At 52.1% G+C, this 24,112-nt stretch carries 27 protein-coding genes, 3 tRNA genes and 1 pseudogene; 11 read left to right on the forward strand and 20 right to left on the reverse strand.

All coding sequences use genetic code 11. From position 1 onward, the window contains the following. Positions 1-13 precede the first annotated feature (13 nt). The 3 genes and pseudogenes from ACS0RQ_RS09915 to acuR form a co-directional block, all read right to left on the reverse strand. Positions 14-1,468, reverse strand: coding sequence for an AMP nucleosidase (locus ACS0RQ_RS09915; protein ID WP_041851859.1), 1,455 nt, complete (start codon positions 1,466-1,468; stop codon positions 14-16). A 204-nt stretch (positions 1,469-1,672) separates the two neighbouring features. Next, entirely contained in the window at positions 1,673-2,650 is a 978-nt protein-coding gene (gene acuI, locus ACS0RQ_RS09920) for an acrylyl-CoA reductase (NADPH) (protein WP_420372487.1), read from the reverse strand. Beyond that, positions 2,647-3,353 (reverse strand): annotated as a pseudogene (gene acuR, locus ACS0RQ_RS09925) (acrylate utilization transcriptional regulator AcuR). The gene acuI and the pseudogene acuR overlap by 4 nt, the downstream one beginning before the upstream one ends. 211 nt (positions 3,354-3,564) lie before the next feature. On the opposite strand from acuR, the gene ldtA reads away from it, so the two are divergent. Continuing rightward, entirely contained in the window at positions 3,565-4,515 is a 951-nt protein-coding gene (ldtA, locus tag ACS0RQ_RS09930; RefSeq protein ID WP_041851855.1) for a L,D-transpeptidase, read from the forward strand. Between the two features lie 92 nt (positions 4,516-4,607). On the opposite strand, the gene ACS0RQ_RS09935 is transcribed toward ldtA, so the two are convergent. Together ACS0RQ_RS09935 and ACS0RQ_RS09940 are read right to left on the reverse strand one after the other, a co-directional pair. Next, positions 4,608-4,796: a YjfB family protein gene (locus ACS0RQ_RS09935; RefSeq protein WP_041851854.1), complete on the reverse strand. Its 189-nt coding sequence runs from the start codon at positions 4,794-4,796 to the stop codon at positions 4,608-4,610. A 190-nt stretch (positions 4,797-4,986) separates the two neighbouring features. After that, positions 4,987-5,062: transfer RNA gene (locus ACS0RQ_RS09940), tRNA-Asn, on the reverse strand. 332 nt (positions 5,063-5,394) lie between these two features. Between ACS0RQ_RS09940 and nac the strand changes: the two genes are divergently transcribed. Then, a complete protein-coding gene (gene nac / locus ACS0RQ_RS09945; RefSeq protein WP_041851853.1) occupies positions 5,395-6,312 on the forward strand; it encodes a nitrogen assimilation transcriptional regulator NAC in 918 nt (305 codons plus the stop codon). A 101-nt stretch (positions 6,313-6,413) separates the two neighbouring features. Next, a complete protein-coding gene (cbl, locus tag ACS0RQ_RS09950; RefSeq protein ID WP_041851852.1) occupies positions 6,414-7,364 on the forward strand; it encodes an HTH-type transcriptional regulator Cbl in 951 nt (316 codons plus the stop codon). A gap of 50 nt (positions 7,365-7,414) precedes the next feature. Here cbl and ACS0RQ_RS09955 read toward each other — a convergent pair whose 3' ends face one another. Continuing rightward, on the reverse strand, positions 7,415-7,891 hold the full coding sequence (locus ACS0RQ_RS09955) for a GNAT family N-acetyltransferase (RefSeq protein WP_271850588.1): 477 nt from the start codon (positions 7,889-7,891) through the stop codon (positions 7,415-7,417). Between the two features lie 91 nt (positions 7,892-7,982). Between ACS0RQ_RS09955 and ACS0RQ_RS09960 the strand changes: the two genes are divergently transcribed. Next, positions 7,983-8,906 (forward strand): LysR family transcriptional regulator, encoded by a 924-nt coding sequence (locus tag ACS0RQ_RS09960; RefSeq protein ID WP_271850587.1) that lies wholly within the window; start codon positions 7,983-7,985, stop codon positions 8,904-8,906. 52 nt (positions 8,907-8,958) lie between these two features. Here the strand turns inward: ACS0RQ_RS09960 and ACS0RQ_RS09965 are convergent. Both ACS0RQ_RS09965 and mtfA read right to left on the reverse strand, forming a co-directional pair. Further along, positions 8,959-9,034: transfer RNA gene (locus tag ACS0RQ_RS09965), tRNA-Asn, on the reverse strand. A 100-nt stretch (positions 9,035-9,134) separates the two neighbouring features. After that, positions 9,135-9,932, reverse strand: coding sequence for a DgsA anti-repressor MtfA (mtfA, locus tag ACS0RQ_RS09970; protein ID WP_271850586.1), 798 nt, complete (start codon positions 9,930-9,932; stop codon positions 9,135-9,137). 93 nt (positions 9,933-10,025) lie between these two features. Here mtfA and ACS0RQ_RS09975 point away from each other — a divergent pair. Then, a tRNA-Ser gene (locus ACS0RQ_RS09975) sits at positions 10,026-10,115 on the forward strand. Positions 10,116-10,276: 161 nt separating this feature from the next. On the opposite strand, the gene ACS0RQ_RS09980 is transcribed toward ACS0RQ_RS09975, so the two are convergent. Then, a complete protein-coding gene (locus ACS0RQ_RS09980) occupies positions 10,277-11,353 on the reverse strand; it encodes a porin (RefSeq protein WP_271849130.1) in 1,077 nt (358 codons plus the stop codon). A gap of 777 nt (positions 11,354-12,130) precedes the next feature. Between ACS0RQ_RS09980 and ACS0RQ_RS09985 the strand changes: the two genes are divergently transcribed. Together ACS0RQ_RS09985 and ACS0RQ_RS09990 are read left to right on the forward strand one after the other, a co-directional pair. Continuing rightward, a complete protein-coding gene (locus tag ACS0RQ_RS09985) occupies positions 12,131-12,832 on the forward strand; it encodes a phosphohydrolase (RefSeq protein WP_271849129.1) in 702 nt (233 codons plus the stop codon). Between the two features lie 18 nt (positions 12,833-12,850). Then, positions 12,851-13,315, forward strand: a complete 465-nt coding sequence (locus ACS0RQ_RS09990) for a very short patch repair endonuclease (protein WP_193793812.1) — start codon at positions 12,851-12,853, stop codon at positions 13,313-13,315. Positions 13,316-13,318: 3 nt separating this feature from the next. Here the strand turns inward: ACS0RQ_RS09990 and yedA are convergent, their stop codons facing one another. After that, complete coding sequence (gene yedA / locus ACS0RQ_RS09995) at positions 13,319-14,230, reverse strand: drug/metabolite exporter YedA (protein WP_271849128.1); 912 nt, start codon at positions 14,228-14,230, stop codon at positions 13,319-13,321. Between the two features lie 192 nt (positions 14,231-14,422). On the opposite strand from yedA, the gene ACS0RQ_RS10000 reads away from it, so the two are divergent. From ACS0RQ_RS10000 to dgcQ, 3 genes are all read left to right on the forward strand, one after another. Further along, positions 14,423-15,334, forward strand: coding sequence for a DUF808 domain-containing protein (locus ACS0RQ_RS10000; protein WP_271849127.1), 912 nt, complete (start codon positions 14,423-14,425; stop codon positions 15,332-15,334). Positions 15,335-15,413: 79 nt separating this feature from the next. Further along, on the forward strand, positions 15,414-15,596 hold the full coding sequence (locus ACS0RQ_RS10005) for a YodC family protein (RefSeq protein ID WP_041851843.1): 183 nt from the start codon (positions 15,414-15,416) through the stop codon (positions 15,594-15,596). Between the two features lie 103 nt (positions 15,597-15,699). After that, on the forward strand, positions 15,700-17,412 hold the full coding sequence (dgcQ, locus tag ACS0RQ_RS10010) for a cellulose biosynthesis regulator diguanylate cyclase DgcQ (protein ID WP_271849126.1): 1,713 nt from the start codon (positions 15,700-15,702) through the stop codon (positions 17,410-17,412). On the opposite strand, the gene ACS0RQ_RS10015 is transcribed toward dgcQ, so the two are convergent. Both ACS0RQ_RS10015 and yodD read right to left on the reverse strand, forming a co-directional pair. Beyond that, positions 17,367-18,206 carry a mannosyl-3-phosphoglycerate phosphatase-related protein gene (locus tag ACS0RQ_RS10015; protein ID WP_271849125.1) on the reverse strand — a complete coding sequence of 280 codons (840 nt, stop codon included), beginning with the start codon at positions 18,204-18,206 and terminating at the stop codon, positions 17,367-17,369. The genes dgcQ and ACS0RQ_RS10015 overlap by 46 nt on opposite strands. Positions 18,207-18,494: 288 nt before the next feature. Continuing rightward, positions 18,495-18,725 (reverse strand): YodD family peroxide/acid resistance protein, encoded by a 231-nt coding sequence (gene yodD / locus ACS0RQ_RS10020; RefSeq protein ID WP_041851840.1) that lies wholly within the window; start codon positions 18,723-18,725, stop codon positions 18,495-18,497. Between the two features lie 128 nt (positions 18,726-18,853). On the opposite strand from yodD, the gene dsrB reads away from it, so the two are divergent. Continuing rightward, the gene (gene dsrB, locus ACS0RQ_RS10025) at positions 18,854-19,042 is read left to right on the forward strand and encodes a protein DsrB (RefSeq protein ID WP_041851839.1); all 189 of its coding nucleotides are present in this window, start codon (positions 18,854-18,856) and stop codon (positions 19,040-19,042) included. Positions 19,043-19,082: 40 nt separating this feature from the next. Here dsrB and rcsA read toward each other — a convergent pair whose 3' ends face one another. From rcsA to fliL, 8 genes are all read right to left on the reverse strand, one after another. Continuing rightward, a complete protein-coding gene (rcsA, locus tag ACS0RQ_RS10030) occupies positions 19,083-19,706 on the reverse strand; it encodes a transcriptional regulator RcsA (RefSeq protein WP_041851838.1) in 624 nt (207 codons plus the stop codon). Positions 19,707-19,987: 281 nt separating this feature from the next. After that, a complete protein-coding gene (fliR, locus tag ACS0RQ_RS10035) occupies positions 19,988-20,773 on the reverse strand; it encodes a flagellar biosynthetic protein FliR (RefSeq protein WP_271849124.1) in 786 nt (261 codons plus the stop codon). Between the two features lie 7 nt (positions 20,774-20,780). After that, positions 20,781-21,050, reverse strand: coding sequence for a flagellar biosynthesis protein FliQ (gene fliQ / locus ACS0RQ_RS10040; protein WP_041851836.1), 270 nt, complete (start codon positions 21,048-21,050; stop codon positions 20,781-20,783). A 9-nt stretch (positions 21,051-21,059) separates the two neighbouring features. Continuing rightward, positions 21,060-21,797, reverse strand: coding sequence for a flagellar type III secretion system pore protein FliP (gene fliP / locus ACS0RQ_RS10045; RefSeq protein ID WP_041851835.1), 738 nt, complete (start codon positions 21,795-21,797; stop codon positions 21,060-21,062). After that, positions 21,797-22,171: a flagellar biosynthetic protein FliO gene (gene fliO, locus ACS0RQ_RS10050; protein WP_271849123.1), complete on the reverse strand. Its 375-nt coding sequence runs from the start codon at positions 22,169-22,171 to the stop codon at positions 21,797-21,799. Before fliO ends, fliP begins: the two co-directional genes overlap by 1 nt. Positions 22,172-22,180: 9 nt before the next feature. Then, entirely contained in the window at positions 22,181-22,594 is a 414-nt protein-coding gene (gene fliN / locus ACS0RQ_RS10055; protein WP_041851833.1) for a flagellar motor switch protein FliN, read from the reverse strand. Then, positions 22,591-23,595 carry a flagellar motor switch protein FliM gene (fliM, locus tag ACS0RQ_RS10060; RefSeq protein ID WP_041851832.1) on the reverse strand — a complete coding sequence of 335 codons (1,005 nt, stop codon included), beginning with the start codon at positions 23,593-23,595 and terminating at the stop codon, positions 22,591-22,593. Before fliM ends, fliN begins: the two co-directional genes overlap by 4 nt. 4 nt (positions 23,596-23,599) lie before the next feature. Then, complete coding sequence (gene fliL, locus ACS0RQ_RS10065) at positions 23,600-24,079, reverse strand: flagellar basal body-associated protein FliL (RefSeq protein WP_271849122.1); 480 nt, start codon at positions 24,077-24,079, stop codon at positions 23,600-23,602. Positions 24,080-24,112: the final 33 nt, after the last annotated feature.

Below are 24,112 nucleotides of genomic sequence, written 5' to 3' on the forward strand. Positions count from 1 at the left end.
TCCTTCCTTATTGTTAGCGGAACGGGGGTTCGTTAAAGGTGCGCAGTTTACGTGAATGTAACCGATCACCTTCTGCCCGCAGCAGGTCAATGGCGCGAATACCAATCTGCAAATGCTCGGAAATCGCCCCTTCATAAAAACGGTTGGCCTGACCCGGCAGTTTGATTTCGCCGTGCAGCGGTTTATCAGAGACACACAGTAATGTGCCGTACGGCACGCGAAAGCGGTAACCCTGGGCGGCAATGGTGGCGCTTTCCATGTCGATAGCCACCGCGCGACTCAGGTTAAAACGCAGCGCCGACGCGGAATAACGCAGCTCCCAGTTACGGTCATCGGTAGTGACCACTGTGCCGGTACGCAGGCGCTGTTTGACCTCTTCGCCGGGCATGCCGCTCACCTCTTTGGTGGCATCGTACAGCGCGCGCTGCACCTCGGCGATACTCGGAATGGGGATATCCGGGGGCAGTACGGCATCCAGCACGTGATCATCTCGCAGATAAGCATGCGCCAGCACATAGTCACCAATCGACTGGCTTTCACGCAGGCCGCCGCAGTGGCCAATCATCATCCATACATCCGGGCGCAACACCGCCAGATGGTCACAAATGGTTTTCGCGTTTGACGGGCCGACGCCGATGTTAATTAGGGTGATGCCCTGACCGTCGGCGGTGATTAAATGCCAGGCCGGCATCTGGTGTTTTTTCCAGGCCAGATCGGAGATGGCCTCTTCCGGGGCATCGGTATCAGCGGTGACCCAGTGGCCGCCCGCACAGGAGAGGGCAACATAGGGGCTTTCCGGGTCCAGAATCTGGCTGCATCCCCAACGGACAAACTCATCTACGTAGCGGGTATAGTTGGTGAACAGCACGAACGGCTGGAAGTGTTCCACTGGGGTGCCGGTGTAGTGGCGCAGACGGGCCAGTGAGAAATCCACGCGGCGGGCATCGAAATGCGACAGCGGATAGAGCTCGGTAGGATGGAACAGACCGTCGGCGGTTTCATCGCCAATTTGCGCCAGTTCGGTGGTGGGGAAATGGCGGGTCAACCCTGCGCTCATTGAACGGTCCAGCGTCAGTTCCGAGCCATCAATAACATAGGGATACGGGATTTCATGTGCTGATAGCCCTACTTCAATGTGTGCGCCATAGTCCTGGCACAGCAGCGTGAGTTGTTCGTGTAAATAGCTGCGAAACAGGGCGGGGCGGGTGACGGTAGTGGTGTAACAGCCAGAGTGGGTGAAACGGGCGTAAGCGCGGGTTTTCGGTGGGTTGGTGGCGCTGCCATCCCAACTTACCGACAGTTCAGGGTAGACGAAAAGGCCGTTGGCGCGTGCTTCGTGCGTAGGTAGCGTGCCATCTTCGATATAACGGCTGATGGCTGCACGCAGGTTCGACACTGACTGCTCATACAGGGCTTCCAGTTGATCCAGTGCCTGTTCCGGGGTCAGATGTGCACCCTTTTTATTCATCATTAACTCCTTGTTTCACAGGTGTACGGCTGTAGACGATAGTATGTCACAGCTTTATGAAACAATAACTCCGCATGATGGGTTTCGGAGGATGCCTGCCTTCAATGCCATTGCCGCGCATTGAGTGCGCAAATCTAATGATAATGGGGTGCTAACGGGACGTATGGTGCGAAGACGGCGCGACAGGGCGCGCCGGGGTAACAGTTAGCCGTTGATTTTCACCAGCGTACGGCCCTGAATCTTGTTACTCAGGAAATCGGCGGCAAACGCCGGAGCCTGCTCCAGGCCGATTTCAGTGGATGCCTGCTGGTAGTAGCTCTCCGGCAACAGACTGGCCAGACGCGCCCAGACCGCAGCGCGTTCAGCGGTCGGCACCATCACGGAGTCCACACCCTGCAGGCGGACGTTACGCAGAATAAACGGCATCACGGTGGTGGGCAGATCGAAGCCACCCGCCAGGCCGCAGGCGGCAACGCAGCCACGGTAGTTTGTCTGTGCCAGTACTTTTGCCAGCACTTTACTGCCGACGGTATCGACGGCACCGGCCCATAGCTGTTTTTCCAGCGGACGGGTCTCTTCGAAATCGCTGCGCGGCAGTATTTCATCGGCACCTAACTGGCGCAGGAAGTCGTGTGTGGATTCACGGCCAGAGACCGCGACAACGGTGTAACCCAGCGCTTTCAACAGCACAACGGCGGTACTGCCAACGCCGCCGCTGGCCCCGGTGACCAGCACTTTACCGCTTTCCGGTTTCACGCCAGCTTCAACCAGCGCATCCACGCACAGCATGGCGGTAAAACCTGCGGTACCGATGATCATCGCGTTGCGGGCGCTGAGCGCGTCTGGCAGAGAAACCAGCCAGTCGCCTTTTACACACGCCTGTGCGGCCAGACCGCCCCAGTGGTTTTCACCCACGCCCCAGCCGGTGAGGATCACCGACTGGCCGGGAACAAAGCGCGGATCGCGGCTTTCGCTGACGCGACCAGAGAAATCGATGCCCGGTACCATCGGGAACTGACGAATGATCTTCCCTTTGCCGGTGATCGCCAGCGCGTCTTTGTAATTAAGGCTGGACCAGTCGATGTTGACCAGCACATCGCCATCGGCGAGGGCGGGCAGAGCGATATCTTTCACGGCTGCCAGGGTTTTGTTTTCAATCTGTTCCAGAACTAAAGCTTTCATGACTGAGTTTTCCTCGTCTGACTGTGGTTTTCGGCGCCAGGGCCGTCCTGTGCAGGTGTTATTTTTGAGTAATGCTGTACAAAAAGAATTCCCAGTACTGATTGAGCGGGTCGGCGGACTGGAACAGTTTGGCGCGCATCACCGCGCCTTCCCAGCCGGACCAGAACACCCGCGCCAGTTTTTCCGGCGAAGCGTCCTGCGGGATAACGCCTTGCGCTTGCGCCTCGGTAAAGCAACGGGCGACGCGCGTTTCCCACTCTTCGAGGATCGCTTTTAATCGTTGGGGGAACGCTTCGGGTAAGAGGGGGGACTCCTGTAGCAGGTTGCCAACAAGACAACCGCGGCGGAACTGATATTTCGCCATCCCCTGACCTGCATGAAGCACAAAAGCGGCCATCCGCTCAAGCGGCGGCAGGGTGCCATCAAGCAGGAATTTGTCTAATTTATGGGCAAAAAAGGAACCGTAGGCTGCAAGCACCGCCATGCCAAATTCCTGTTTGCTCTTAAAGCAGTGGTAAAACGATCCCTTCGGTACAGCGATATTTTTAATGACCGCATCGATACCCGCCGACAAATATCCCGTCTCCGTTAGCACCGCCAGACCCGAACGAATCAGTTCCTGGCGTGTGTCAGTAAACGCGCGTTCGACCTTTGGAGGCCTGCCACGCCGGGGTTTTTGCGCAACGACCGTTTCGTTACTCATAATTTAGACCGATTGGTTTTAATTGTCGCCAGCCTACGCGCAATTGAAATGCTTAGCAAGCGAAGCGAAGGGAAGGGAAGGGCTTTACGGTACATGAAGATGCCTGATGGATCGCATTACGCCTTCGTTGTATAACCCGTGAGCATTAGCGAGACAGGGACAAAAAAGACTATGATTAGGCTACGCCTGTCGCGTCTGAGGAAAGGAAATCATGCGTCGTATTAAACTGTTTTATGGCCTTTTTATTTTGCTCGCCAGTCAGAGCGTGCTGGCGGTGAGTTACCCGTTGCCGCCGGAGGGAAGCCGCCTGGTCGGCAGCGTGCAGGTCGTCACCGTGCCGCAGGGTAATACGCTGCCGCTGGAGGCCTTCGCCGCGCAGTACGGCCAGGGGTTGAGCAATATGCTGGAGGCGAATCCCGGTGTTGATCCTTTCTTACCGAAAGCGGGTTCCGAACTGATTGTGCCGCAGCAGATCATTCTGCCCGACACGGTACGTCAGGGCATTGTAGTGAATGTCGCTGAAATGCGCCTTTACTACTATCCCAAAGACAGCAATACCGTTGAGATCCTGCCTATTGGCATTGGTCAGGCCGGACGCGAAACGCCACGTAACTGGGTTACTGCTGTTGAACGTAAGCAGGAAGGCCCCACCTGGTCTCCTACGCCGAACACCCGTCGCGAATATGCCAAAGAGGGGAAAACCCTGCCTGCGATGGTGCCTGCCGGGCCGGATAATCCGATGGGGCTGTATGCTATTTATATCGGCAAGCTGTATGCCATCCACGGGACCAACGCCAATTTCGGCATCGGGCTGCGCGTCAGCCAGGGCTGCATTCGCCTGCGTAATGACGACATCAAATATCTCTTCGATAATGTGCCGGTGGGCACCCGTGTGCAGTTGATTGACCAGCCGGTGAAAGCGACCGTAGAGCCGGATGGCAGCCGCTGGGTTGAAGTCCACGAACCGCTATCGCGCAATCGCGCCGAGTTTGAATCCACCAATAAAGTGCCGTTGCCTCTGACGCCAGCGTTACATGCCGTCATTAAAGGCGAGGGTGTGGATGCGTTGAGGGCGGCTGAGGTGCTTGAACGCCGCTCCGGGATGCCAGTGAACATCAGCGAGTCCGCGCACAGCGCTGGTTTGAGTAAAGAACGGTTGTAAATCACCAATAAAAAAGCCCGCATCTGGGCGGGCCTGGCAGCATAGGTACTCAGGAATGCCCAATAAACGCAAGCGTAATTGGGCAAACTTGCTTATGCGGTGGTATTCACGTGACGACCAATTGACGGATTTGCCGGCACCTGAGGTATCTGATTAATGATACCGGTTGCCGTTGCCTCCTGGTTATCCAGCGCTTTTCTCAGGACAATGGTGCTGACCTGGTTCTGGAGGTTATAAGCACTGAGACTGGTCGATAATGATGCGATTTGCAATGTATCCATTTCGATCATCCTATTGTTAACAAACAAAAAATCTAACAGTGCGAGGACAAAGCCTCACAGTATTATCGGCATCTTCCGGTAAAACCTTAGAAAAGAATAAGTGCCCGCTGCGGATTTGTCGAATGAACGGCGTGCGCTGCGCTGAAAAGCAAAAACCCGCTTAAGTTGCCTTAAGCGGGTTTTCTAAATTTGGCTCCTCTGACTGGACTCGAACCAGTGACATACGGATTAACAGTCCGCCGTTCTACCGACTGAACTACAGAGGAATCGTGTGAACGGGGCGCATATTAACGATGCCTGATCGCCTTGTCAAAGGCTGCAATACCTTTCTCGTTCTGTTTGTCGACTATTTCGACAATGCGTCTGCAAGATAGCCAGTCTGCCGCCTGTTTGCACCATCATGAGGCAGAGGAGTCTCTTATGGGGCATCGGCCAAACCACTGTTTCAGTAATCATATCCCCTCTGGTTATCAGAATCTCTTATTATCCAGCCTGTTAGCGATGGTCAGATGACTTATCTAAAACTGGCAAGCATATTGCAACTCCTCCGACAACATGACTGCCGGCGTTGGCACTGGTATTCCGAACAGGAGGCAAAATGAACTTAAGACGCCTGAAATACTTCGTAAAAATCGTCGATATCGGCAGCCTGACTCAGGCCGCTGAGGTACTGCATATCGCGCAGCCCGCGCTGAGCCAGCAGGTGGCTACGCTGGAAGGCGAACTGGATCAGCAGTTGCTGATTCGCACTAAGCGCGGTGTGACACCGACCGAAGCGGGCAAGATCCTCTATGCCCATGCGCGGACTATCCTGCGTCAGTGCGAACAGGCACAACTGGCGGTGAACAACGTGGGGCAATGCCTGCGTGGACAGGTCTCCATCGGTCTTGCTCCGGGCACGGCAGCCTCCTCGGTAACGATGCCGCTATTGCAGGCGGTGCGCTCCGAGTTACCGGAAGTGACCGTGTATTTGCATGAAAATAGCGGTACGGTGCTGAACGACAAGCTCCTGAGTGGTCAACTCGATATGGCCGTGCTGTATGAGCGCGCACCCGGTTCTGGCATCAACAGCTTACCGCTGCTGAAAGAAGATCTGTATCTGGTCGGTACGCGCGATTGCCCAGGACAAAGCGTTGATTTGACAGCCGTTGCAGAGATGAACCTGTTTCTGCCACGTGACTACAGCGCGGTGCGTTTGCGGGTTGACGAAGCGTTCTCATTGCGTCGCCTGACGGCAAAAATCATCGGCGAAATCGAATCTATCGCGACCCTTACGGCGGCGATTGCCAGTGGTATGGGCGTAACGGTGCTGCCGGAATCCGCCGCCCGCTCGTTGAGCAGTGCGGCGAATGGCTGGATGGCGCGTATTACCACGCCGTCGATGAATTTACCGCTCTCTCTGAACGTCTCTGCCCGCGGTACGCTCTCGCCACAGGCTCAGGCGGTAAAAGATATTCTTATGTCTCTGGTAAGCCGCCCGGCGATGGACAGCCAGGAGTTGCAGTTGGTAAGTTAAGCGTTATTCCATTACGGAATAACATGCTGGTTTTTATTATTTGTTCTGCCAGGCCTCAGACTTTAACAATAGCGTCATGTCTGATGGCCCTGGAGGGAAGGGTGAATTTCCAGCAACTGAAAATTATCCGGGAAGCGGCGCGCCGGGATTATAATCTGACCGAAGTCGCCAACATGCTCTATACATCGCAATCCGGGGTGAGTCGTCATATCCGCGAGCTTGAAGAAGAGCTGGGGATTGAGATTTTCATCCGTCGGGGCAAACGGCTGCTGGGGATGACCGAGCCGGGTAAAGCGCTGTTGGTAATAGCCGAACGTATTCTCAATGAGGCGAGCAATGTGCGCCGCCTCGCTGACCTTTTCACGAATGACACATCCGGCGTGCTGACGATTGCGACAACGCATACACAGGCCCGCTACAGCCTGCCTACGGTGATTAAATCGTTTCGCGCGTTGTTCCCCGAAGTTCGTCTTGAGCTGATTCAGGGGACGCCGCAGGAGATTGAGACGCTGTTGCACAATGGCGGCGCGGATATCGGCATCGCCAGTGAGCGACTCAGTAACGACAGCACTCTCGCTGCTTTCCCCTGGTTCCGCTGGCACCACAGTCTGCTGGTTCCTAAAGATCATCCCTTATTGCAAACCTCTCCTCTTACGCTTGAAGAGATCAGCCGTTGGCCGCTGATCACTTATCGACAGGGGATCACCGGACGTTCGCGTATTGATGAAGCGTTTGGTCGCAAGGGGCTGCTGCCGGATATTGTGCTCAGTGCGCAGGATTCGGATGTCATCAAAACCTACGTGGAATTGGGGCTGGGGGTTGGGCTGGTGGCCGAGCAGTCGAGCGGGGAGAACGAAGAGGGCAAGCTGGTGCGGCTGGATACGCGTCATCTGTTCGATGCCAATACCGTCTGGCTTGGGCTTAAACGTGGTCAACTACAGCGCAATTATGTCTGGCGCTTTATTGAGCTCTGTAATGCAGGGCTGTCGGTTGAGGATATCAAACGTCAGGTGATGGAGCCGGACGAAGAGGTGATTGATTACCAGATTTGAAAACAGCATCCCCCGCGTACGGATGCGGCGGGGGATACGCGCGTTGCAGGTTACTCCGCAAATTTCAGCAGCGCATCGCCATCAAGACGATAGCGTACCCACTCGCTTTGCGGCAGTGCGCCGATGCTCAGGTAGAAATCAATTGCTGGTTTGTTCCAGTCGAGCACGCTCCATTCCAGACGACCACATTTGCGCTGCACCGCGCATTGCGCAATGTATTTCAGTAAGGCTTTGCCTGCCCCTGCACCGCGATAGTCCGGGGAAATGTACAAATCTTCCATATAGATACCGTTGCGTCCGAGCCAGGTCGAGTAGCTGGTGAAGAAGACCGCATAACCCGCCACTTTACCGTCGATCTCACAGATTAACGCTTCGGTTTTACTGTCGGAACCAAACAGAGTGGCCTTAATTTCGTCCGGCGTGGTCACCACTTCTTCCGGGGCTTTTTCGTACACCGCCAGTTCATAAATCATGTCATAAATTGCATTTGCGTCCGTTGGGCGTGCCTGGCGAATTGTGATGCTCATTTCTCTTCCTGTCTGTTATGCGTGGGTTCAAATTGCTGGCGTTAAGCATAAGGGGTATTGTTAAAAGAATTAAGTGCAATGAAATCACTGGTTGATGAATATTATGCATCATGCTTTGCGACGTCTTGATCTAAACCTTTTGCCCGTTTTTGACGCTATCTATCGGCATCGTTCTGTCAGAGCGGCCGCCGAGGAGCTGGCTATGAGTACGTCTGCGCTCAGTCATGCGCTGTCGCGGCTGCGCGTCACATTGAACGATCCACTGTTCTATCGTGAAGGTCACCGGATGTGCCCCAGCGTGTATGCGACCCAGCTCGCACCCGCTATCGCCCCGGCGTTGAAGTCCCTTAATCAGGAACTGACGCCACAACCTGCGTTTGACGCGGCCAGCAGTACCGATTGCTTTCAGATTGCTATTACGGATTTCACAGCGTTTTCTATCTTTCCGGCCTTGATGAATCGGTTGCAGGAGACTGCGCCAGGACTGCGTTTTGAGTTGCGTTATTTACCGCATAGCCCGGCGTTGACGGAATTGCTTGCCGGCGAGATTGATCTGGCGCTGGGGTTCAGTGCACCGGATGACGAGGCGCATCCAGAACTGGATGAAATTGTCTGGTTTGAAGATGAGTATGTCGTCATCAGTAACAGCCAGCGCACACGGCTCACGCTCGAAGATTATCTTGCGGCCAGGCATCTGGTTGTCACCCCCTGGAACGAGAAGCAGGGTATTTTGGATCTGCAACTGGAGCGGATGGGGTATACGCGGCAGGTGACGATAAAAACACCCTCGATGCTCAGCGCGCCGTTCATTATTGAGCAGAGCGACCTGTTGCTCGCTATTCCGCGTTTTGCCGCCGGGAAGATGAAGCTGGCCGCGCAATTAGCGCTTTTTGATCTCCCCTTTGCTGTGCCGCCCTTTGAGGTAAAAATTTATTCGCATAAGCGCAGTGGTAAGCGTGCGGCAACGGACTGGCTGAAAGGCGAATTACAGGCGCTGGCAGAGAAGGGGATGTGAGGCCATAAAAGCAAAAACCCGCTTAAGTTGCCTTAAGCGGGTTTTCTAAATTTGGCTCCTCTGACTGGACTCGAACCAGTGACATACGGATTAACAGTCCGCCGTTCTACCGACTGAACTACAGAGGAATCGTGTGAACGGGGCGCATACTACTTGCCACGTTCATATGTGTCAATACCTAATTTAACTTGCTGATTCAATTGGTGAATTAAAGTGCAAATTGCCTTTTTAGTGCACACGACTTACGGGATCATTTGCTGAGTAAGGCCGATCGCGCAGGCGCGATAATGGATCCTGGCCATAGAAGTGACAGAAACGTTGCCATAACGCCGGGAAACGCGGGGCGAACAGCTCAGGTGCGCTAAAAAAATACTCCGAAAGCACGGCAAAACACTCCGCAGGATCGGTCGCCGCATAGGCATCAATACTGGCTGCGCTTTCTCCCACCAGGTCGATTTCATCCTGAATGTTTTCCATCGCTGCGTGCAGGTCATGTTCCCATGCCGCGACTTCACGCAGAGGAATCAATGGAATACCGTTTGCACGATCGCCATTACGCGTGTCCAGTTTGTGTGCAACTTCGTGAATGATCAGGTTGAAACCAGATGCATCGAACGAATCCTGGATATCGAGCCAGTTCAGGACAATGGGTCCCTGCTGCCAGCTTTGCCCCGACTGGACGATACGTTGGCTATGCACCAGACCAATACCGTCTTCCCATTCATCGTCAACGACAAACGGAGCAGGGTAGATGAGCACTTCATGGAAGCCATCCAGCCATTCAAGGCCGAGTTCCAGTACCGGCAGGCAAAAGAGCAGGCTGATACGTGCGCTCTTTAGCGCATCCAGTTCGAAACCTTGCAAGGCAACCAGCCGTTTTTGTTGCAAAAAACGGTCAGCAAGGTGAACCAGTTTCTCTTGTTCATCTAAAGAAAGGCTCGCTAACACGGGGATACTTAACGCTTCTTCCCATGGGAATTCCGCACCGTGAGAGGCTTCCTTTGTTTTCCAGGGCCACTTAATCATCGCTTTGCTCGCAAACTCGCCACTTGAACCAAATTAACGGGACAGGGTCTGTTAAAATGCCAAATTACCTGGCATCATGGCAACCATTGAAACGGAGAGATGCCGGAGCGGCTGAACGGACCGGTCTCGAAAACCGGAGTAGGGGCAACTCTACCGGGGGTTCAAATCCCCCTCTCTCCGCCACTATTCAAACAGTTACGCGCTTTGCTTTCAACGACTCTTGTCACAGATGTTTTTCTCATTACTCCCGTAAATTTTATCACTGCATGCCATATCATGCGGCCGGCCTGTGCTTTTGCCACAAAAAAGCCCGCTCGCGGCGGGCTTTTGAAAGAAAAGTATGCTTAGAACTGGTAAACAATACCCAGTGCGAACTGGTCGTTTTTATTGGTGCCTGTTTCACGAACGTAGCGCGTGTCATCCAGCAAGTTGAACTGGTATGCCGCGTAAACGTTCATGTTTTTGTTGAAGTAGTACCAGGTACCGAGCTCGATGTAGTTTACGCGCGCAGCGTCGCCGCCTTTAAAGCTACCGCGACGGCTCAGGTCATCGCCTTTAGAGTAGACGTAACCGAGAGAAGGGCGCAAACCGAAATCAAACTGGTACTGGATAACGGCTTCGAAGTTCTGCGTTTTATTAGCAAACTGGCCGTCTTTTTCGACGGTCATGTTACGGGTTTCGCCGTACATCATTGCAGCGTAAACATTGTTTGCATCGTATTTTGCCGCGATGGACCAGATTTCTGCGTTATCGCCTTTACGGTCAGCAGCCTGCTCGTCAGTACGGTCCGCTTTACCGTAGGTTGCGGCAAAACCAAACCCATCGAACTGATAAGAGGCTGACATGCTGTAGCCATCGCCGTTCTGTTTTTTTACGATACGATTGTCGTTTTTGCCCTGATATTGCAGCGCCAGATTCAGACCTTCAACTTCACCGAAGAAATCAGTGACACGGTAAGTGGCAACGCCATTGGTACGGCCATTCATAAAGTTGTCGGCGGAAGCCCAGGAATCACCACCCCATTCAACCAGCATATCGGTGTATGCCGCGACATCATAAGCGACACCATAATTACGGCCATAATCGAAAGAACCAAAGTTGCCAAATTTCAGACCAGCGAAGGCGAGACGTGTACTCTCATCCTGGCCGCCTTCAGGATGGCTGGCATCCATATTGTATTCCCACTGACCAAAGCCGGTGAGTTCGCTGTTGATCTGGGTTTCGCCCTTAATACCGATACGGGCGTAAGAGGTATCTTGATTTTCGCTGTTGTGTTTATCGGTGTCAGACCAAATGCGTTCGCCGACCATTTTCCCGTAGAAATCGACTTTATTTCCGTTCTTGTTATAAATTTCCGCCGCATTTGCTGCGCCTGCGAATAATAACGCAGGCACTAAAGTTGCCAGTACTTTTCTTTCCATAATCTATTCCCTTGAGATCATAATTTATATGAATATTTGCAATTTCATCCGATATTACAAACTGAATACTATTCTATTAAGTTCATTAATTTTTACGTCAAATATGTAAGCAAATTATTTAAAATATTGCAAAATGTTTCTTTTGATGGTGGTATTTTTCCTGTGAATTTAAAGTGGCTGGATCTATTCATTTTATTGATTTTATTGTATTTGTTGTTTTTATCATTTCGTTAATAACATAGTTTAAATGTATTTTATTTTTCAGTTTTATATTTGAATCGCTAGTATTCGGGTGGTGAATTTGAACGGCAAAAAAAGCCCGGGGTGTTCTCCCCGGGCACATCATTGAAGACGATGTATAAAGTAGAAGCGACTCAATGCTGATAGCTGTCAACGCATGCCATGCAAATGAAAATAATATACTAATGTTTTACTGTTGTTTTTTATGTCATGCATTGTGTCCGGCAGTGATTAATTATTTTTAAAGTGAATCAATGCGGTGAGAAAATAGACAAAAAAGTGCGGGTTTATAATATGAATATAGGTAAAGGTTATCTTTTGATACTGTATAAAATTTTATGAAAGGGTTGCTCAGCCAGTGTAATACGATGATTTCGCATTTTTGGTGAAATGATATGTGTTGTCGCAATGGCGATGATAGCGCAACGGAGCTCATATTGGCGCATAGCAGGGGCTGCTCCGCCCATAAAAGGAAGGACGCCTAAGCAATGAAATAAAATAGTGCTATGGTTACGGCTTTCCCTGGAAGGAGTGACAATGATCTTAACTGAATGGCAACAACGCTTTGACGCATGGGTCGCACAACATTACACCCAGGCGGACGCCGCTCATGATGTCGCCCATTTTCGCCGGGTCTGGCGTACCGCACAGCACCTAATGGCGGGCCAGGAGGTGGATGGGCTGGTGATTCTGACGGCCTGCTACTTTCACGATATTGTGAGCCTGGCAAAAAATGATCCGCAGCGGTCATTAGCCTCACGCATGGCAGCGGAAAAAACGACAGCGATCCTGCGCGCAGATTTTCCACTCTTTCCGGAAGAGCGCTACTCTGCGGTACGCCATGCTATTGAGGCGCACAGCTATAGCGCCGGGATCGTGCCACAAACGCTGGAAGCGAAAATTGTCCAGGATGCCGACAGGCTTGAAGCCCTGGGTGCGATTGGGCTTGCGCGCGTTTTTGCGGTGGCCGGTTCGCTGGGTGTGGTGCTATTTGATAGCAACGATCCCTTCGCCGACGGGCGCGAACTCAATGATAAACGTTATGCGCTTGATCATTTTCAGACCAAGCTGCTGACGTTACCTGCCACCATGCAGACGGAAAAGGGTAGGGCGCTGGCGCAGCATAATGCCGATTATCTGGTGCAATTTATGGCGAAAATCAGCGCCGAATTGCAGGGTGATTATCACGGGCTGGACAATGATGTATTACATCGTTTTGCTCATCACCAACCCGACTGATAACGTGAGGGGGAGCGAATGGCAGATGTCCACGATAAGGCGACGCGCAGCAAAAACATGCGTGCCATTGCCACCCGTGACACGGCAATTGAAAAACGGCTTGCTTCGCTGCTGGAAACACTAGGCCTGACATATCGTGTCCAGGATGCCGCATTACCCGGGCGCCCTGATTTTGTGCTGGATGAGTACCGCGCCGTCATTTTTACCCATGGCTGTTTCTGGCATCACCACGACTGCCATTTATTTAAAGTCCCCGCGACGCGAACTGAATTCTGGCTGGAAAAAATCGGTAAAAATGTCGTGCGTGATAAGCGCGATAGCGCACTTTTGCATGAACAGGGGTGGCGGGTCTTAATTGTCTGGGAGTGTGCGTTACGCGGGCGGCTTAAATTAACGGACGATGCGCTGGGCGAGCGGCTTGAAGAGTGGATCTGCGGGGGAGGCGACACCGCGCAGATCGACACACGTGGCATTCATCAATGAACGCTACTTTTCCGCTTCACAAGGGGTCACGACAGGGCGGGCAGGGAAGAGGTATTTCCCCAGCGTCACCAGTACGACAGCCATAATAATAATCCCGAGCGCGAGCCACTCGATGCTGGAGAGATGCTCGCCGCCAAAACCGGTACCCAGCAAAACGGCTACCACCGGGTTAACGTAGGCATAGCTGGTGGCGATAGCCGGGCTGACATTGCGTATCAGATACATATAGGCATTGATGGCAATCACTGAACCGAAAATCGCCAGATAGCCGACAGCCATAAAGCCCTGCACGGTTGGTAATGTGGTCATCCGCTCGCCGCTGAGCGCCGAGGTGACCAACAGTACGATGCCTGCCGCCAGCATTTCGATTGCACCAGCCATCATACCGGTGGGTAATTCAATGCGGGAACCATAGACGGAACCGAATGCCCAGCTTAACGAGCCAACGAGGATCATCAGGGCGCCCCATGGGTTACCGCTCAGGTTGCCGCCGCTATTAAGCAGGATGATACCTGCCAGACCAATAGCAATACCCATCCATTCCAATTTGCGGGTCTGGATACCAAAAAAGTGGCTAAAGCAGAGTGTAAAGAGCGGAACGGTCGCTACAACGACGGCAGCGATGCCGGAAGGGACGTTCTGATGTTCTGCAACGGTAACAAAACCGTTACCAACGGCCAGCAGTAACACGCCAATCAGTGCTGCATTAAGCAGGGGACGTAAAGCGGGAAGTTTATGGCCGGTAATGAGCAGGAACGCCATTAACAAAATGCCGGCAGAAAGGAAACGTACACCAGCCATCATAAACGGTGGCCAGCTTTCAACCCCGATGCGAATAACAAAGTACGTGGAACCCCAAATAATATACAGCGCGAAAAGTGCACTAATAAGCGGTAAAAGCTGCCTGAAACGCATACTCCCTCACAGCGAAATAAAAAGGAAGCATATAGTAAACGCCAAAACTATCGCCCTGGCGAGCGGTTAATTGTATTTTATCTGTTAAATTTTTGTTGTATTGCTCCGAAGGATTTTCGCTGCCGCCTTTTTACATCATACTAAGGGAATCAACGGGCAAAAAATTACAGACAATCAATAAGGAAGACCATTTTGGCAGGCAGTAGCTTATTAACTTTACTCGATGACATAGCCACATTGCTGGATGACATTTCGGTGATGGGGAAACTGGCGGCGAAAAAGACCGCAGGTGTACTGGGGGACGATCTCTCCCTCAATGCCCAGCAGGTTACTGGCGTACGCGCAAACCGCGAATTACCTGTCGTCTGGAGCGTGGCTAAAGGGTCACTGCTCAATAAAGTAATTCTGGTGCCGCTGGCGCTGTTGATAAGCGCCTTTATACCCTGGGCTGTTACGCCGTTATTAATGATTGGCGGGGCATTTCTGTGCTTTGAAGGTGTCGAGAAAGTTTTGCACAGCCTGGAGGCCCGTAAGCATAAAGAGACAGCGCAAGCGCGTGAGCAGCGGTTGAACGCGATGGCCGCACAAGATCCGCGCGAATTTGAACGCGATAAAGTGAAAGGCGCAATCCGCACTGATTTTATTCTGTCGGCGGAAATTGTCGCCATCACTCTGGGCATTGTGGCCGAAGCACCGCTGTTAAATCAGGTGCTGATTCTGTCCGGAATTGCGGTACTGGTCACCATTGGGGTGTATGGCCTGGTGGGCATTATCGTCAAGTTGGATGATATGGGTTACTGGCTGGCAGAAAAACGGGCAGCTCTGGCGCAGGCGCTGGGTAAAAGCTTGTTATTTATTGCGCCATGGCTGATGAAAATATTGTCAGTCGTCGGGACGCTGGCCATGTTCCTGGTCGGCGGTGGCATTGTGGTTCATGGTATTGCGCCGTTACACCACGCCATTGAACATATGGCTCAAGGCAGTAATACCGTCGTTGCGGCGTTGCTCCCTGTGCTGGCTAATCTGGTCCTGGGTTTTATCATCGGTGCGATAGTTCTGTCGGCGGTGAAACTTATTGCACGGTTGCGTGGTACGCATGCCTGAATTCTCGATTTTGCCACTACGCAAAAGGTTGAAACTTCGTCTAAGGTGAAATCGTTTCACCCTGATACAGGAGGCAAAGATGGTCTTTTTGGTCAGTGATGAAGTAAAAGCAAAAAATGGTGGGCCACGTATGATTGTCACCGGCTATTCCAGTGGAATGGTGGAGTGCCGCTGGTATGACGGTCACGTGGTGAAACGCGAAGCCTTTCGGGAAGATGAATTGGTTCCCGGTGAAGGACAAAAGCTTTGCGAAGAGGCATAGCCATCTAAAACGCCCGGCATGTCCGGGCGTTTTTCTTCTTACAGTTTTTTTGCCATTGGCGATCGCATAACGCATCAGCGTTGCGTTTATTCAGGGAGTCTTTGTGGGGCAGGAAAAAGTCGTAAAAAGTCCTCCGCGACTTGCGTTTGTCAAAACCTGGTTTGTTCCCAGCCGGGTCGTGAATCTCTGTTTTGTTATTGTGCTGGTCTGTTCTACGGTACTTACATGGCGTGAAGTCATTGTGATGCGAGGCGCCTATGTCGTTAGTCAGCGAAACGCGCTGGATAACGTTGCCAACGTGCTGGACAGGCAGATGCAGGTAGGTATCGATCGTCTGCTCTTTTTCCGCAATGGTATGCAGTCTGCGGTCCAAACTCCGCTGGCTTTTGACGTTTTGCGTAACATTCAGGCGGAGTTCGAAAAGGAGCGGATACTTCCTTACTGGCAAATAGAGCTGGATAACCGCCGGACGCTGCCGTTATATGGCGTGTCGGACTATTTTGTTGACCAAAGTGCCTCGCTAAGCCGTGACAACCCGTTGTTGCACAATGAGCTGACTGCAGCGATGGAACTCGGGTATCTGTTCCGTTTTTCCTCCAGTGCCACGATGTTTCCGCGCCGTGCGCTTTATGTTTCCCGGGCGGGGTTTTTTATCTCTACTCTGCCTGTCGGGAATAACAATGAAATCGTACAGCAGTACTACCAGCATCTGACCAGCCCCTGGTTTAGTGGGCAAAGTGAGCGTGAAAACAGACTGCGCGGGGTACGTTGGTTTAGCGATGAAGCACACGCACCGAATATTGCCGATTCGCTGGTGACCGCCAGTGTACCGCTGGATTTTCAAAACTACTGGTATGGCGTGCTATCCATGAGTTTTCCCGTGTCGTCAATGAAGGCATTGCTGACCGAAGCACGACAGAGTCAGGATAAAGGAGAATACCAGCTATATGATGCGCAGTTTGCGTTGCTAACCACTACCGCAAACGACGGAACGACGGGCCAGCAATTTTCCCCTGATGAACATGCGCAACTGCAACGGGAAATGTCCAGAGATACAGCGGGCGGGTTGCGGTTGGGAACGCGGTTCGTGAGCTGGGTAAAAATGAAACATTTCGAAGGCAGTGTGTTGCGTATCCAGACCTTGCATGAGGGGTTGCGCGGTGATTTTGGCAGTATCAGCATCGCCCTGGCTTTATTATGGCTGCTGTTTACCACCATGCTGTTGCTCTCCTGGGGGGTGATTCGCCGGATGGTCAGCAACATGTTTCAGCTCCAGCATACCTTGCAATGGCAGGCCTGGTATGACCCATTGACGCGGCTGAATAATCGCGGCGCGTTGTTTGAACGCGCCCAGGTGCTGACAACTGAGTGTGCGGCGCAAAATCTCCCGCTCTCGGTGATTCAAATCGACCTCGACCATTTCAAACGGGTTAACGATCGATTCGGCCATCAGGCGGGAGATTTGGTCTTGTCGTATGCTGCGGGCTTGATTGGTAAATCGATCCGTGAGCAGGATGTGGCCGGACGCGTCGGGGGAGAAGAGTTTTGCGTCTTGCTCCCGGGGGCGACGCTTGCGGATGCTACCGCCGTTGCTGAAAAAATCCGCCAGCGTATCAGTAGCAAAGAAATTTTTGTCCAGAAGAGCAAAACCATTCGTGTTACCGCCTCACTTGGGGTGAGTAGCGCACAGGAAAGCGGCAACTATGATTTCGAGTATCTCCAGTCTGTTGCCGACAGTCGGTTGTATCACGCAAAAAATAATGGTCGTAATCAGGTTTGCGCCGAAGACGGCGTGACGCCGTTACCCAACACATAATCCATGCCTTCACGCCACCCCGCTGCGCCTTCAAGGGCGCAGTGATATACCCGCTCAGGCGTATCGTGTTGTAAGCGGATCCCCTGGCGGTTCAGCCCTTTTACCACAATAGCGAAGTTGACGGTGTCTAACAGAGGGGCATCGTTAGGACCATCGCCCAATCCTATAGTGACGTGGCTGCCCCCATCGTAATGGCGATACTGGCGCAGCAGCCAGTTTACAGCCTGATCTTTCCCGCTGCGTTCATCAAGGACATGCCAGAATCGCGCCCCCTGCACAAAGCGTAAGCCGAGTTGGGCCAGTTCGGCGTCTAACGCCTGCATGTGTTCATCGCTATCCCGCCAGATTAAGGTTTCAGAGGCTTCCTGTAAGCGAGCCAGCGAGGTTTGTGCCGGGGTAAGACCGGTGACATCGGCCAGAACATGCTCATCCATTTCGCTAAAGGTCGTGAACTTATAGCCATCACGGCTGCGCAATTCGATGAGCACTTTAGCAATCTCGTCGTGGGAGGAGCCGGTAATGATACGCGGATAGTTTTCGTGATCCTTCCAGCGTTCATCAAGCTGAATGACAGCCCCGTTTTCGGCGATAAAGGGCAGGCCTTCCAGACCCACCATGCGTTGCACGGCAAGCATTTCGGCGGCAGTTTTACTGCTACAGAGGATCAGGGGGATATGATGTTCACGCAGACGGGCAAGCCACTCAGCCGCGGGCTGCCAGTTGCCGGTGTGGCTATCCTGGAGTGTGCCGTCAACATCGGAAAACACCAGCAATGGGTCGTCAAGTGTTGGCATGGTCTGCTCCTTGCAGTCAGGTAAGACAAATCTCATTTTTTAGTAAGGCCACTTAGCGAAAAGTCTGCAACCAAAGCAGGTAAGCGGCATGGCGCGGGGTTTATGAATGTGCCCGCGATGAAAATATTACGAAACTAAATTATTCAGCAAAGTAATATTACCTTGTCATGCAATAAGTTTGAGGATATGGTGCCAGTTACATCAGATTCCCTGGTGTAACGAATTTTCAAGTGCTTCTTGCGAGAGCAAGCTTTATCCCGGCCACCCCATGACCGGGATTTTTTCTTTCTAGCGATTCACTTCTGTCACGCTAAAGTCGTGAATATCAAGCTCGAACGCCTCCGCCAGTTCACGCCAGGTATGGTAATCCCGCCCATCGACGCTAACGCGCTGACCCTCGCCGTCATCAACACGATGGATTTCGCTCTCACAAATCTCGTTTATTGCAGCCAGCAGGGCATCAACGTCGACATTGACGTCCCGCTTTGCGGTGTCGCTGTACTCTTTAACTGTACTCATCCGTTTCACCTCATCGTCAGGCCCACGGGTAAGTATAGTCGGTAGAAAAAATAGCCAGCCAAACGCCCGGGCGCTGCTAGTTATTGAGAATTGTTCTACACTGGCACAAATGAAACAGGAGGATGAATATGAAGGTAAACGATCGGGTTACGGTCAAGACGGACGGTGGTCCGCGCCGTCCGGGTGTTGTGCTGGCTATTGAAGAATTCAATGAAGGTACGATGTACCTGGTGTCACTTGATGATTACCCGCTCGGTATCTGGTTCTTTAATGAAAAAGGTCATCCGGACGGGGTTTTTGTTGAATTGCTTGATTAGTCTTTTCGCCCTCCGTTCCGGAGGGTGATCCCTCAATTTTTTACCGCATATTCACAAAGATACCGCTGGTCACATTGTCGGTCAGACGCACGACATGATAGATCACTTGCTTATTATGCGTTTTGATTTTCCTTTTTATATTACCTTTATGTGATGATACCGTTTTCGCTTTAATATTCATCTGATCGGATATTTGGATGGTATCCTGCCCCGACATCCACATTTTGAGCATGCTGGATTCCGTCCGGCTCAGTGATAGCGTGGGTAAATTAATGTGCCCAATACTTTTTTTCTCTTTACTAAGATAGTCGGCCAAAATATCGTCCAGGGACTCAGGCTTTATTGACTTGGAACTGATCAATAAATTCTTGCGAACTAACAAATATTCATCGAAGTGAATATTAGCTATTGCCATAAATACAATAAATAACGTCCGGGGGTGTTGAGTAATGATTTCTTTTATATGCTGACTGCTGACAGGATCGTGAATGAAGCAGTCCTCATTAATAAACACCACCGTGGGTTGTAACGCCACACATGCCGATTCGAGTTCATCAACAGTTGTTACGTCGTTGATTTCTCGTTTCTTTACCCCCCGGCTTGCCAGATACCCCGTTAGTCCCAACCGGGTATAACTGCATAAATCCATAATAATCGTTGACATGGCATACCCTCACTCAATGCGTAACGATAATTCACCCTCGCCAGAGGTCCCCGAACCACCAGGCAAAAAAGTAATAAACAATGAGCAGGACGACCTCAGGCGAAACCACTATCCCGTAAAGTTACGTATAATTTGCCAGGAATCATCTCAAAGTAAAGTAAATGTTGTGTTCTGTGAGAACCTTAAAAACAATTAACCCGCGCCAGGTATATCGTAGGGGGTAATTTCCGAAATTGATTTTAGGAATTTCCTTAGGAAGGCTATATAAAAAGTGTGGGTTGTTATTTCTTCGGCAGTTCGCCAACGATATCCGCTAATAGATTGAAAACTTCCCCAAATACTCGTTCGGTATAGGGTGCGATTAAGGGCATCATAGCGACCATCAGCAAAATACCCACCGTCAATGTTATCGGGAAACCAATAACAAAAAGGGAGAATTGTGGAGACATGCGGTTTAATAACCCCATCGCCAGGTTAATGGTCAGCAGCAGGGTGATGATGGGTAATGCCAGCATAACGCCATTGACGAAAATCATGCCCGCAGAGCGGGTAATGGCCATAAACGCGTCGCTGTTTACCGGGTCTCCGCCAATTGGCAGCGTATGAAAGGTGTCTATCAGCATTGAAATCAGCCATAGATGGCCATTGAGAACTAAAAACAGCAGCATCGCCAGCATGTCCATAAATCGGGCAAGGACAGGCATGTTGAGGTGGCTTGTAGGATCGACAAAGGTCGCGAACGACAGGCCCATCTGTAAGCCAATCAGCTCACCGGCATAACGAATCGTCGCGAAGGCAAACTGCATTGTAAAACCAAGCGCGATGCCTATCAGAAGCTGTTGTATCGCCAGCCATAAGCCATTAGAGGAAAACATCGACGCGTCGACGGGCGGCAGAGTCGGGGCGACGATAAAGGTAATCACCAGCCCCAGCCCCATTTTTACGCGCCGGGGGATAGAGCGCTCACTCAGGATAGGGGCCGTCATGATCAGCGCCATAATGCGCAACAAGGGCCAGAAATACATGCTGAGCCATTGTAGCCATTGATCGCTGGTGACATGAAACATGCGGGGCTTATCCAATCATATAAGGCAGGTTACTGTATAACGTGCGCATATAATCCAGCAGCAGATTGAGCATCCACGGTCCGGCAATGATGATAGTCACAAATACCGCAATGATTTTGGGAATGAACGAGAGCGTCATTTCGTTAATCTGCGTGGCGGCCTGCAGAATGCTGATAATCAGACCCGTTACCAGGGCTACCAGGAGCAACGGAGCGGCAAGCGCGAGGGCAACTTTCATCGCCTCGGTGCCAATCATCATGACCGATTCAGGTGTCATCTTTCACTCCTAACTGTAGAAACTCTGTGCCAGCGAACCGACCAGTAACTGCCAGCCATCCACCAGCACGAACAGCATTAGCTTGAACGGCAGGGCAATAGTGGCAGGTGGCACCATCATCATCCCCAGCGCCATCAGGACGCTGGCGATCACCAGATCGATAATCAAAAACGGAATGAATATCGTAAAACCAATCTGGAAGGCGGTTTTGAGTTCGCTGGTCACATAAGCCGGCAGCAGGATGCGCATGGAGACGGCTTCCGGCCCCTGAATTGGTGGGCTATTGGCTAAGCGGGCGAAGAGAGCGAGGTCGGCTTCGCGCGTCTGGCGCAGCATAAACTCACGCAGTGGTTGCGCACCGCGCTCCAGCGCCACATCGACGGAAATCTTATTTTCGCTAAAAGGCTGATAGGCGTCGGCGTAAATCTTATCGATGACCGGCGACATAATAAAAAAGGTTAAAAACAACGCCAGCCCCAGCATAACCTGGTTCGGCGGCGCGGAAGGCGTACCCAGGGCATTACGCAGCAGACCAAACACGATGATGATACGGGTGAAGCTGGTCATCATCAGCAGTACGGCAGGCAGGAAGGTCAGCGACGTGATAAAGACCAGCGTCTGTACCGGCAGAGACCAGCTTTGTCCGCCGTTGGCCAGCGGTTGACTCACCAGGCCCGGGAGTTGAGCAAATGCGGCAGGGGCAGCCAGCCATAATCCGGCCAGCGCGAAAGGTAACAAACGGCGCATCAGGTTCTCCCGGAACGCTTAAGCAAATTCTTCATCACGGACTGAAAGTCCGGGGTCTTCTCTTTCATGTCTTCATTTTCGGCGGGTGCCGGAGGAAGCGTGTGCAGTAAATTAATCTGCGAAGGGGTTACGCCCAGCACCAGACGTGCATCTTCCACATCCACAATGACCACGCGCTCGCGTGGCCCTACAGAGGTGCTGGCGCTGACTTTTAGACCGCGGCTACCCGCAGATTTCCCGGCGAATCCCAGACGCTTCGCCAGCCAGGCGACAATAAAAATTATCGCCAGAATCAACACCAGCGCGCCACTGACTTGCAGTAGTGGCGAACCCGGTACATTTGACGGCTGGCTAACCGTGGCCTGGGTTTTCATTCATTGGCCTCAGCGGCTCAGGCGACGCATGCGCTCAGACGGGGTAATGATATCGGTAATACGGACGCCGTATTTATCCGCAACGACCACAACTTCGCCTTGCGCAATGAGGTAACCGTTGATCAGGATGTCCAGCGGCTCACCGGCCAGGCCATCAAGGGCAACCACAGAACCCTGCGTCAGACGCAGCAGCTCTTTAATAGTCATACGCGTACGGCCCAGCTCTACGGTCAGTTTGACCGGGATATCCATAATCAGATCGATATCCTGCAGGCTGCCACTGACGTCACCGCCGCCCAGCTGTTGGAAGACAGCGTCAGCTGCGCTTTTGCTGGTCGTGGTTTTTTGTTCGTTCAACGCGTCAGCCCACAGATCGTCCATTGCGCTACTGTTTTCATCGGACGGATTGTTCATATCACTCATTTGGGCTGTTCCTCATTCAGCGAATTCAAAATCGGGTTAATCAGATGCTCGACACGCAGGGCGTACTGACCATTTAGCGTGCCATACTGGCTGGTGAGTACAGGCACTCCGTCCACATGCGCAATGATGCGATCGGGTTTATCGATCGGCAGGACATCGCCGGGCTTAAGTTTAAGTATCTGCGACAGCCGCAGCGAAATATCAGCAAAGTTAGCAATCAGTTCCAGTTCGGAGTGCTGAACCTGGCGCACCAGGTTATCTCGCCAGTTCTGATCTTCCGAGCGGGAGTTCTCCAGCGGCGGGTTGACCAGCACTTCACGCAGCGGCTCTATCATGCTGAACGGCAAACAAATATTAAACTCACCCGTCAGGTTGCCAATTTCCACATGGAATGGCGTATTCACCACGATATCGTTAGGTGAGGTCGTAATATTGGTGAACTTAACCTGCATCTCCGAACGGACATACTCAACGTCCAGCGGATGAATAGCTTTCCATGCATCGCTGTAGCCCTCAAGCGCCAGCTTCAACATGCGGTTAATGACACGCTGTTCAGTATGCGTAAATTCGCGGCCTTCTACCTTCGTCGGGAAACGTCCATCACCACCAAATAAGTTATCTACGGCAATAAACACCAGGCTTGGGGAGAATACAAATAATCCCGTGCCGCGCAGTGGCTTAAGGTGGATAAGGTTAAGGTTGGTCGGAACCGGTAAGTTACGCGCAAACTCGTGATAGGGCTGAATGCGGATCGCGCCGACGGTAATATCCGGGCTACGACGCAGCAGGTTAAACAACCCCATACGGAACTGGCGCGCGAAACGTTCATTAATAATCTCCAGCGCCTGTAGACGTTCACGTACAACGCGGCGCTGGGTATTCGGGTCATAGGGACGAATATCGCTATCGCCACTTGCACCTGGCTTCGGAGCATCGCTCGTATCGCTGTCTCCGTTGAGCAGCGCGTCGATTTCGGCCTGAGAAAGAATGCTATCGCCCATGTCTTTACCGCAGAATGAAAGCTGTATAAAGAACGTCAGTGACTTCTTGTTTCGGTTGCCCTGCCACTAACGGTGTTGCGATTGCTTCTTTAATCGCTGTAGCCAGTTGTTGCTTACCATCGTCAGTGGCGAGCTTGGAGGCATCCTGACGTGAGAACAGCAACAGCAAACGGCTACGCACTTCTGGTAAATATTCGCTCAGTCTGGCACGCGTGGCGTCATCTTTCAGACGCAGTGTGATGCCGATATACAGCACACGATCCGCATCGCCCAGGTTTACCGTAAAGGTATCGAGTGCGAAAAATACAGGCGCCGGCGGCGGTGGCGGGGCTTCTGCCTCCGCTTTCGCTTCCGTAGACGGATGCTGTTGCATACGCCAGTAACTATAGCCAGCAGTCGCGCATGCAGCGAGGGTGATTAACACCAATAGCGGGATCCAGATTTTACGCTTACGTTTTTTTTTGTTGATAGCGGTGTCAGTCATCTGATACGTGCTTCCTGTTAGGTACTGCTCATA

This window comes from Phytobacter diazotrophicus, from assembly GCF_052061655.1.
GTDB classification, from domain to species: domain Bacteria; phylum Pseudomonadota; class Gammaproteobacteria; order Enterobacterales; family Enterobacteriaceae; genus Phytobacter; species Phytobacter diazotrophicus.